The organism is Saccharicrinis aurantiacus, assembly GCF_001660705.2.
Lineage (GTDB): Bacteria > Bacteroidota > Bacteroidia > Bacteroidales > Marinilabiliaceae > Saccharicrinis > Saccharicrinis aurantiacus.
This window is the reverse complement of record NZ_LYBV02000048.1, coordinates 1-11,293: the sequence shown is the minus strand read 5'-3', so window position 1 is coordinate 11,293 and position 11,293 is coordinate 1. Positions and strand designations below refer to the sequence as shown.

Here is an 11,293-nt window from a genome sequence, read left to right as displayed (position 1 = left end):
CGAGAAGGCCAGTATCGATATCATGTTTGAAGATGGAACGTATATCAATGATCTAGGAACCTTCCTGGTCTTGCGTGATTTCTCGTATCAGATTAACATCCAATCCTTAAGTAACAAGGTTGATGGGGCATTGGGAACCTATGTGAAGCCAGTTGTTTTTCAGAGTGATAAAGCTATTGAGATCTACAATAGTGCCATTAATTTCTCTGATATCCGATTTGAATATTCTGACCAAGAGAACGGCGCGATAGCATACCTAAATAGCACCACAAACATTGATGATTGTTGCTTTGATGCCAAGGTCAATCAGTCTTGTGTGTTTGATAGATCTTACAATAAAATAGTATTCTCAGATACCTATTTTAAGATGAATAGAGATGTTGAGGATTCTATACTCGATAAGGCCTCTGTGGGATCATTCATCAATATTGCCCGTTCCAAATCATCGCCAGAATTTCGACCAAAAACCATTGTGAATTCCTTAAGTGGAGGGATGATAATAGCAGGTAATGTGGAAGACCTTCTCATTGCAGAGAAAAGCCCTGTATATCTACCCAATGGTGGGATAGAGGTGCATGGAGGTTTTGTGACCAACCCTGATGGAAATATCGACATAGCTGTGCCAACTAAATTGTCACAACTGGAAAATGATATGAATCTAAGTAATGATTTTGAGGCTCTTGAGAACAAACCCAATACCATTACTTCAGAACAAGCCACAGCCATTGAAGCCAATAATAGAAAGAGTAGCTATCCCCAAGCAGATGCAGATAAGTTGGCAACCATTGAAGAGAATGCCACTGCAGGAGCCGATTGGAATGAAAACTTGAGCAATAAACCGACTACCATAAGCGAAGATCAAGCCTCAGCCATTGAGGCGAATACAGCCAAACGTAGTTATTCTCAAACGGATGAAGATAAGCTCTCAGGAATTGAAGAAAATGCCACTATTGGTGCTGATTGGGAAACAAATTTACAGAACAAACCTGTAACCATAAGCCCAGAACAAGCCGCTGCGATAGAAAGTAATTCTCAAAAGAATAGCTACCCACAAACAGATCAAGATAAGCTTTCAGGCATTGAAGAAAATGCTACTGTTGGTGCAGATTGGAATTCCAATTTGAGCAATAAACCCACTACCATATCTGAAGATCAAGCTACAGCTATTGAGGCTAATACGGCAAAGCGTACTTATCCTGAAACTGATGAAAACAAGTTATCAGGTATCGAAGAAAATGCCACTGTTGGAGCTGATTGGGAGGTGAATGTGAGTAATAAACCCACTACCATATCAGAAGATCAAGCCTCAGCGATTGAGGCTAATACAGCTAAACGTTCTTATCCTGAAAGGGATGAAGACAAGCTTTCAGGCATTGAGGAAAATGCCACTGCTGGTGCCGATTGGCAGGCGAATGTGAGCAATAAACCGACTACCATAAGTGAAGTTCAAGCTACAGCTATTGAGGACAATACAGCAAAACGTACTTATCCCGAAACTGATGAAAACAAGTTATCTGGTATTGAAGAAAACGCTACTGCTGGCGCTGATTGGGAAACAAATTTACAGAATAAACCTGTTACCATAAGCCCGGAACAAGCTGCTGCGGTAGAAAGTAATAGTCAAAAAAATAGCTATCCACAAATAGATAAAGATAAGCTTTCAGGTATCGAGGAAAATGCGACTGCTGGAGCGGACTGGAATTCCAATTTGAGTAATAAACCAACTACCATATCCGAGGATCAAGCCACAGCTATTGAGGCCAATACAGCTAAGCGTAGTTATCCACAAACGGATGAAAACAAGTTATCTGGTATTGAAGAAAACGCCACTGCTGGAGCTGATTGGAATTCGAATTTGAGTAACAAACCTGTCACCATAAGCGAAGATCAAGCCACAGCCATTGAGGCCAATACAGCCAAGCGTAGCTATCCTGAACCCGATGAAGATAAGCTTTCAGGTATCGAAGAAAATGCAACTGCAGGCGCAGATTGGAATAGCAATCTTCAAAATATACCGGACTTTCTTAAAAAGTTCGTCGAAATCTATGCCGATTCAGGCATTCTATCTGGTGAAGATTGGGAAACTAAACTAACAGAACTATTGATTTTTCAGATAAACTTCATGAAGAATTTTGTGGAAGCAGATGTAGACAGCTTTTCAGTAGATGTTGCCGGCAATAATCTGAAACTCACATTTAAGGATGATAGCGATAAAACCATTACACTTCAATAAGCATTGGAATGGATAAAAAGGGCTACATATCGAGAATTCGTGAGGATTTGCGCAATGCACATAAGCACTCTAAAACCACTATTGAGAAGATTGCCAAGGTTTTTGGTATCACCAATAAAAATTTGGTGAAAGAATACACCGAGTTGGCCATAGTTCTTAATGCAAGAGAGATCGCACATGATGCTTCGCTCAATACTTACGAAAAGTATCTTGCTATTGTAGCTCTTTACCAATCACAAGTTAACCTATCTATGCGCACCAGCATGAGCGTGTTGATGCAGCAATATTCTACACCTGCACCCATTTCGTTTCTGGCATCGAGTTATGTACGAAATCCTAAACAAGAAGCACTGTATTTAGAACCATCAGCTGGCAATGGATTATTGACCATTGCACTTCCATATCGTAAGACTTTTGTGAATGAGTTGGATGATATTCGACTAGAAAATTTAAAGGAACAACCCTTTGCCAAAGTAAGTAGTTGGGATGCCTTAAAACCGCCTTTTGCTTACAATAAAAAGTTTGAAGGAGTGCTGACCAATCCACCTTTTGGAACGCTTTCAGAAGCCATACTTTTTGGCAAATTTAAGATCAAACGCTTGGAACATGCCATGGCATTAAATGCCCTCAGATGCATGAGAGATGATGGAAAAGCAGCCATCATTATAGGTGGTCATACCTCATGGGATAAACATGGCAGAGTGTCTGCTGGCAACAATCGCATCTTTCTAAATTACCTCTATCATTTTTACAATGTGGAGGACATTATTCCGATCAACGGTAAAAGATTATACTCCCGACAAGGGACGTCCTTTAACACCAGATTGATACTTGTTGATGGTGCTAAATTGAAGCCTGGAGGTGCAGTTCCACTGAAAAATGAGTTGCATAATACTATCGTAAATAGCCACGAAGAACTTTGGAAAAGAGTAAAGCTTCAGAAGTCGTCTCAAGCCTCCAAAATAAATAAGAAGAGTATTGTTCTGGTTAAAATAAAAGCCATTCGTATTAAACAAAAGCAATTGAATCAATTGCTTGAACCCCAAAGCTACGAAGTGCTGCATTTTGACGTTTTAACCCATTTAAATAGCCTAAAAGGAGTTTATGATGTGAAGAATCAGTTTGAGAACCCCAATAAATATGGGGATGTAGTCTCACATTTCTCACTGAAATATGCACGAGAGGATCAATGGAATTTTGAAACAGCCCGCTTTGTAATTACATGGAATAACAAGTCGATTTTTATACCAGAAACAGGTCAACGATCATTACCAGATACCGACATCTTGAATCACATTTTTCACCTTTTACAAGAGCGCTATCCTCGACTTCTAAAACCTCATTCAAAATAACGCCCTATGAAATCAAGCATAAAATTCACTAAGAATAGCATCACCGTTCGCTTCACCAGTAAGCCGAAAAATCACGTCGAATCACGACTACTGGAATTGGGTTTTCAGACCAAGGACAACAAGACCTTTATTCGTACTAAAAAGCTCGCTCAAAACGAACATGAGTACTTGCAAGGTATGTTGGGTGTGCAAGGTTTAGGTATGGCTTATATTCCTGCAGCCGAGAAAGGATTTATCCTGGACACTACTGTTCCGGATTCCATGGGACACGAAATGCATATCGCCATCCGAAAAATCAAAAAAAGCATAGGCATGCCACTCTTTGATTTTGTAGCTGAAAAACTCGATTACGAGAATGAGGATTTGGTTAAATCTCTTTCGTGCGAGCAAATCGATGCAGTATCCTTAGCCATCTATAATATCGAAAGTCGCAAGCAAGGCATCATCGTGGGTGATCAAACAGGTATTGGAAAAGGAAGAACGGCAGCAGCTTTAATACGCTATGGCGTGAAAGTCGGCTTACAACCCATATTCCTATCTGAAAAACCCAATCTGTTTACAGACTTATATCGTGATCTATCGGATATAGGCAGTTCCGCATTAGTACCCTTTATCGTCAATGCCAAGGAAAGCAAAACCAATATCAAGAATAAGAATGGCGATATCATTTATAAAGCCCCAGAAAAACCAACGCAGGAACGCATCATAAAGGATAAAAGCATCCCGAAAAACTACAATTTTGTTTGTGCGACCTATTCTCAATTCAATCAACCCAAGAAACCCGGCAAACAGCAGTTTCTATACGCAACATCCAAGAATAACATCATCATAATGGATGAAGCCCATAATGCTTCGGGAAGTTCCAATACTGGCGAGTTTATGCAAGATGTATTGCGACAAACCAAAGGCGTTTGCTTTCTATCTGCCACCTTTGCCAAACGACCTGATAACATGCCCATCTATGCTCAAAAAACATCCATGAGTGATGCCAATATGAGCAAGGAGGATTTGGTGGAAGCCATCACAAAAGGTGGTGTGGCACTGCAAGAAATACTAGCAGCTCAATTGGTATCAGAGGGACAAATGATTAGGCGAGAACGTTCTTTCGAAGGTGTAGAAGTCAATTATATCGAATTAAAGGAAAAAGCCAAAGAACAGGCTGATATTGCCGATAAGGTAACTTCTATCATTCGTGATATAATCGGCTTTCAGGAGAAGTACATCAACAAGCAAGTTGATGAATTGGATCAAATTGCTGCAGCAGAGGGAAAGGAAGTGGAAACAAGAAAGGGAACCAGTAAAGCTGGCGTGGATAATATCCCATACTTCTCCAAGGTTTTTAATGTAATTAATCAACTGTTATTCAGCTTAAACGCCTCCGATGTGGCCGATCATGCCATCAAACGATTAAAGGAAGGCAAAAAACCCATTATTGCATTTGCCTCTACTATGGGAAGTTTCTTGGAAGCTATGGCCAAGCCTGATGATGTGATTAATGGCGACTTTTCAACCGTACTAGAGAAAGGATTGGATTCAGTATTGCGCTACACCGAAAAAGATATTGATGGAGAAACAGAAGGTAAAACTTTTAATGTATCTGATCTTTCTGAGGATGCTCAGTTGGCTTATCGCGATATCATCAAACGTATTGAAGTGGCTTCTACAGGTATTACCATTAGTCCATTGGATTTAATTATCCAAAAGATAAAAGAAGCAGGTTTTAGTGTTGGCGAAGTCACAGGACGTAAGCTATCGGTACAATACAATTCCACTAAAGCCAAGAATACAACAGCACTAGTACTTAAACGTAAAAAGGAAAATACAGCCGATTTATTTCGTCAATACAACGACAATGAGATCGATTGTCTATTGATCAATCAAAGCGGATCAACAGGTGCTTCAGCACATGCTATTATTACAGATAAAGTCCCTACAGAAAAGGTTAAGCAACGTGTGATGGTGATTCTACAACCAGAACTGAATATCAATACAGAGATTCAGAAACGAGGTCGCATCAACCGAACTGGGCAAATACTCAAGCCTATTTACGATTACATTATTTCATCCATACCTGCTCAAAAGCGTTTTATGATGATGCTTAAAAAGAAGCTGAAATCATTGGATGCCAATACCACATCGAACCAAAAGAGCAGTAAATCACAATTGGAATCAGATGACTTCCTCAATAAGTATGGTGATAAGGTGGTACGCCAATATATGATGGAGAATCCGGAGCTCAACAAAGCCTTGGATAATCCACTCAAATTTGAAGGCAAAGAAAGTGATGAAACACCCTCCGAAGGAGATGCCTCAAAGGTTACAGGACGTGTGGCTGTGCTCTCGGTTAAGGAACAAGAGAAGTTCTATGGCGAAGTGATAGAGCGCTATAACGATTATATCGACTACCTCAAACAATCGGATGAATACGATTTAGAAGTCGAAGTGCTGAACCTAAAGGCAGCATCCAAAGAAAAAAACGTTGTGATTGCTGGTAAAGGAGGGCGTTCTGTTTTCGGTAATGATACCTTTTTAGAAAAATGTGAGTGTAATGTATTGAAGAAACCATACACCAAAACAGAACTTGATAAACTGATTAAGAAGCAACTTGCTAATCAGCACCCAGACTCGATTACAGATGGAATAATTAAGGTACATGACAAGTATGTAGAGCATAAGCTAAAAACGGATATCAATGCTTTAGAACTTAAGTATAAAGAACTATTGGATGGCATTTCCGAAGAAAAAGGATATCAGAAAATACCTGTCTTTGAGAAGCATCAACGCATGCAATATATCACCGACAGAGAAGATGAAATTATACAAGCCAAAAGTCTAGAGACTACCCGAATTCAAACGCAAAGCGAGAACCGAAAATCATATTTAAATGGATTCTTCCGCTTCTTTCAAGTCGGGCATGGATATTTTTATCCAGCGCTTAGTTTTGAGAGTGATAGTAGCGATAATTCCTATTGTATATTCTTGGGTTTCGATATCAATGCTAAACGCAACAATCCCTATGCACCATCAGCTGTAAAGCTTCGCTTTGCCATAGCCGATAGTCGTAAATACATTGTATTGGCCTGTTCAGGAGATACGGCCAAAGAAATTGAACGAATCCAGGCACGAAGTTTTCAGTTATCGACTTCCCAAAAGGAAAATCTAATTGATAGATGGGATGAAGCGATAAAAGACTTTACCCTGGACCGACAAACCAGATACATTGTTACAGGAAATATACTGCAAGGTTCTGCCGACTTTTCGGGTAAGCTCGTGAGCTTTACAACCAAAGGTAAAGGTGTTCAGAAAGGCATTTTAATGTCAGAAGCATGGTCGCCAGAGAATGCCGATAACAAAGCCAATAGTTACGTAGTTGCACCCATAGCCAAGCTTCAAAAGCACATTCTAAGCCTTAGAAGTAGCGCCAGTATTACTACAGAGAATAAGATTACAATTACTCGCCATTTCGATGATACCTTCAAAATCATCATGCCCAAAACAAAGAGCCACATCCCTATTTATACGGATAAGGAAGTGCTGAAGCTATTACAGAACACACGAGATGGTTTTGAGATGATTTCGGGCAATATGAAGGCATCGGTGAGCACAGAAAAGATGCCCAAATTGATCAAATTATTGGGAGAACGATTCAGCCTATCGGTAAAAGTACCTCGTCATTATTTTGAGGAGTTTTTAAAGAGTGGCTCAAAACGAAGCGATAGTATCGACAGCCTTACCAAAGAGGCCATGCAGATGTTTGAAACGGATAAAAAGGCCTTCCCTCAAAAGCTGGCCAAACAAAAACAATCAGCAACTAAAGGCAAAAAGGTAAAGCTTGATACAGGAAAGCAATTGAAGCTTGTGAAGCTTCGGGCTAAAGCCATTCTTATTATGCAAAAGCAGATGAGCAATGTAGCTGGACTTGGTATGCATCCTAAAATTAAAACACTACTATGAGCCGAAATACAAAAATCACCTTACGTACTGATCGTTTTGCGGAGCTCAAAGGCATTGATGATGATGTGGAAAAAGCCTTGCAGGACAAGCAAAAGAACCGTGCCTTTAAAGATGCCGGAAAGCGTGTGCATGGCTCTCGTAAAGAGCAAGCCATGTATAGCAAACTCATAGGCAGTAAGGATTTAAATAATATAGAACAGGATGAAGCAACTGCCATTGAATTAATCAAGAAGGATAAGGTTTTCCCTAAGATTGATGCGCAATTGGAGAAAGAAAATGGAACGGACTCAGGCTGTGCCTTTTTGAAATCGAAGATTCGCCAGGCATATCCAGCAAAGCCTTATCTAAATACAAAAGAATCGAGAGCACAGTACGTGAAAATGGCAGAAGCAATCCATGAGGTACTAAGTGAGGCCATTGTTATTGATGATTTGAAGAAGCTATATACCATAGCAACAAACGAACAAATTGTTCCAAGAACTGATTTTACAATGCTTTTTGGTAAAAAGTTAAGGAATATCGTGAGTGTGCTTTACGGCTATTCGAGTGGTGTAGGTGTGGCAAAGAAAACACTTATTGAGGCTCGTCAGTATTCAGGTGTAAGCAAAGAAACAGCTGCACCTCTTTACAAGAACCTAAAAACCTATTACGATAAGCTCATTGAAAAGCAACAGAAGTGCATTGATTCAGCAAAACAGATTATCTCATCCGCAGATTTACGCAGTCATAAATACAGCGACCTGACTTTTAGAGGTGGTATGCTATCAAGCATGAATAGCATTCCGGAATACGTGAAGTATGTAGAATCGGTTTGTACTCGCTTTATCAATGATTACAAAAGGGAATTTAATACCAAAAAGGAGCTTTTCCCTTACAAAGAATTCAAACCTGATTGGTCATGGGGAGATACCAAAAGAGCCAATAAATCAGAAGGTAATACAAAGCCAAAAATAGAAGCCACACCGCTTAGCTATATTAAGCGCACTGGTGGTTTATTTATAGAGCAAGCAGATGAACAGACCGTTATTCATAAACTGCATTTTAAATCGATAACTCTAGGAAACTACGTCAAGGATAATGAAGCCCAGGAGCACATTCGTCATTTTGTGGCATCCATCGTTGATCTATGCGAAATATTGGATATTGATTTAAGTATAAATAAGAAACTAGCCATTGGTTTTGGAGCATTTGGACGAGGAGGAAAAGCCATGGCAACCTATTATCCAACTCGACAATTAATTAACCTCACTAAACGCAATGGCGATGGTTCTGTGGCACACGAATGGGGACACTTTTTCGATCACTTTTTGAATGAATTTGGTTTGAGTAGGTTATCTCTATTATCAGAGACTACCTATGATTTAATACTGGAGAAATTTGGTCGAAATAGAACTTATCTAAACAATTCAAAGAAATCATTCCGTAAGGCTTATTTCATAAGCACCTTGGCATATATAATAGAAACTGGAGTCACCCAGACACCATTTCACAAAAGCATGGCTGCACTGGTGAGTATGTTACGTTTTGGATACGATCATGAAGACAAATCATTGATAAGTTTTACGGATGCACAAAGCCATGAGAAAAAATCAACCGATAGCTACTTATACCACTATTCAAAACAACAAGGCTCGTATTGGAAGAATACGGCTGAACTGTTTGCCAGAAGCTTTGAATGCTACATCTACGATAAACTGAAAGAAAAGAATCGAGAGAATAATTACCTGGTATCAGGAGGCATGTTTGCCCATCTAGTTTACCCCCAAGGAAAAGAGCGCACCTACATCAATAAGTGTTTTGACAATTTGATAGAAGCAGCAAAAGTGCAATTTAAGTTAAAGTCCTTTACGCCATTCACCAAGCAAAGAGCAGATGAATACATCGATTTGACGGAGAAAGGCCGTGTAAACAAAGGTGTAATTGTAGGAACAAATCGAAAACTAGCACTTGCTAAGATAAGAGCCAAAGCCATCCGAATTAAGCAAAAGCAAGCACTAACCAAGTAGGAAAATAGGAACTAAAACGTAATACAGATAGATATGAAACTTACAATAAAGAACTACAAAGAAGCCACTAAAAGCATTGATTTTAAGAAATTACCAGAGGTAGCCCAGGAAGCTCATAAGGAGTTTGATTCATTTGCCGATTTCTACAATGAGGATAAGGATATCAAAGAGATGTTGGATAATCACTTTAAGATTGTGGAGCCTTATCTAAAAGATACTCCTAAGAAGAGTACATCACCAAAGAAAGCACCTGCAAAAAAGGTTAGCACAAAACCTAAAGCACCAAAAAAAAAGACAACAGCAGGTAAAACGACTCGGCAGCCCAAACAAGCACAACGAAAAGCCATTGAAGTGGATTTAATGCCCATGGAGATAAAGGTAATTAGACGATATCTAAATTTTCATAACAAGAGCGTTACCGAACGTCAGGTGTCACTTTTATATAGGGTCATTCAAAAGGCAGCTACAGAGAAAACCATCCGAAAAACAAGTAAGTATGCTTCTGAGATTAAAAGTATCAGCAATGATTTGATTAAGACCTATAAGGAGATGAATGCTACCTGTAAGTTTGAAGTTCCATTTTCAATATATAGTAAACTTAAGGGAATAGTAGACGATTATGGTGTTACTCCAGCTGTTGCACTCATAAAACGTTTTATCAATCTGTACGGCAATATTACTAAAGAGAAAGCACAACGTTTGTTGACAACAATTACCAATTCCCTGAAGAATGGAAAAGTAAAGCAATCTGAAAAGGAGTACGATCAGATTAAGAAGGTACAAAAGCATTTAAACGATTACCTGGAAAGTGATAAATTGCTAGTCACAAGCGTTCAACTCAATGGCCTAAAAGGAATAGCCGGATTGGGAAAGTAAATACCACTACTGCATCGCCCAAAAGTAGTGGTACAAGAACAAGGGCAGTAAATCAGTCTATCTCAGTTTCGCCAGATCAAGTGGTATCAGCTAGTGAATTGGCTCAAATGAAGTTTTCAACTTTACGCATTGGCGGTAAGTTTGGTAAACTGCTCGGGCAACCTTACAGTCCATTTTACCTGATGATTTATGGTAAGCGATTCAATGGAAAAAGTTCCGTAGCCATGTTACTGGCCGATGTTCTGGTGAAGAGCAAACTTAAAGTACTTTATATTTCCAACGAAGAAGGCGTAAAAGCCTCACTTCAAGAGAAGTTATTGCGTTTAAATATCACACAGCCCATCGATTTTGTGGAAGATTATAACCCGAAGCAGTTTAGAGCATACGATGTGGTATTCTTTGATAGTACCCAAACTATAGGTATTAAACCTGATGATTTTAAGGCATTGAAGCGACAATTCCCCAATACTTCATTTGTGCTAGTCTTTAAAGCCAATCGTGATGGTACATCAAAAGGCGGAAGCGACTGGGAGCATGATTGCGATGCCATTATGCACATCGAAAATCAATCAGCCACCATGGAGAAAAACCGTTTTCCAAATGGCAGTAATGAAACCATTAAAATATTCTAATCATGGAAGAAATGACCATTAAATTCTATTGGGTAGTCATTGTTGCCTTTAGCTCATTAATAGTGGGTGTTTTGTCTTACATCATTAGAAATGCATTGGCCAAAAATGCAACCAAAGAAACGGTGGAAGCCAAAACAGACCTGCTTGAAAAGGACATTAAACACTTGGCAAAAGAACTGAATTTATGCGAAGGGAAGTTTGCCGTATTGCACAAACGCATATCCGATTTAAGGGATAGTT

7 protein-coding genes are annotated in these 11,293 nt (G+C 39.4%); all 7 read left to right on the top strand.

The window, feature by feature from the left end:
- On the top strand, positions 1 to 2,233 hold a 2,233-nt coding region (locus A8B35_RS23465), incomplete at its 5' end, for a hypothetical protein (RefSeq protein WP_171973256.1).
- Positions 2,234 to 2,241: 8 nt separating this feature from the next.
- Positions 2,242 to 3,585, top strand: coding sequence for an SAM-dependent methyltransferase (locus A8B35_RS21970; protein ID WP_068475694.1), 1,344 nt, complete (start codon positions 2,242 to 2,244; stop codon positions 3,583 to 3,585).
- Positions 3,586 to 3,591: 6 nt separating this feature from the next.
- The gene (locus A8B35_RS21965) at positions 3,592 to 7,539 is read left to right on the top strand and encodes a strawberry notch-like NTP hydrolase domain-containing protein (protein WP_083634676.1); all 3,948 of its coding nucleotides are present in this window, start codon (positions 3,592 to 3,594) and stop codon (positions 7,537 to 7,539) included.
- Positions 7,536 to 9,545: an LPD1 domain-containing protein gene (locus A8B35_RS21960; RefSeq protein WP_068475689.1), complete on the top strand. Its 2,010-nt coding sequence runs from the start codon at positions 7,536 to 7,538 to the stop codon at positions 9,543 to 9,545. Before A8B35_RS21965 ends, A8B35_RS21960 begins: the two co-directional genes overlap by 4 nt.
- Positions 9,546 to 9,578: 33 nt before the next feature.
- Complete coding sequence (locus tag A8B35_RS21955) at positions 9,579 to 10,421, top strand: hypothetical protein (RefSeq protein ID WP_068475687.1); 843 nt, start codon at positions 9,579 to 9,581, stop codon at positions 10,419 to 10,421.
- Positions 10,422 to 10,528: 107 nt separating this feature from the next.
- Positions 10,529 to 11,053 (top strand): P-loop NTPase family protein, encoded by a 525-nt coding sequence (locus A8B35_RS21950; RefSeq protein ID WP_068475685.1) that lies wholly within the window; start codon positions 10,529 to 10,531, stop codon positions 11,051 to 11,053.
- A 2-nt stretch (positions 11,054 to 11,055) separates the two neighbouring features.
- A partial coding sequence (locus A8B35_RS21945) for a hypothetical protein (RefSeq protein WP_139314982.1) occupies positions 11,056 to 11,293 on the top strand: 238 nt, incomplete at its 3' end.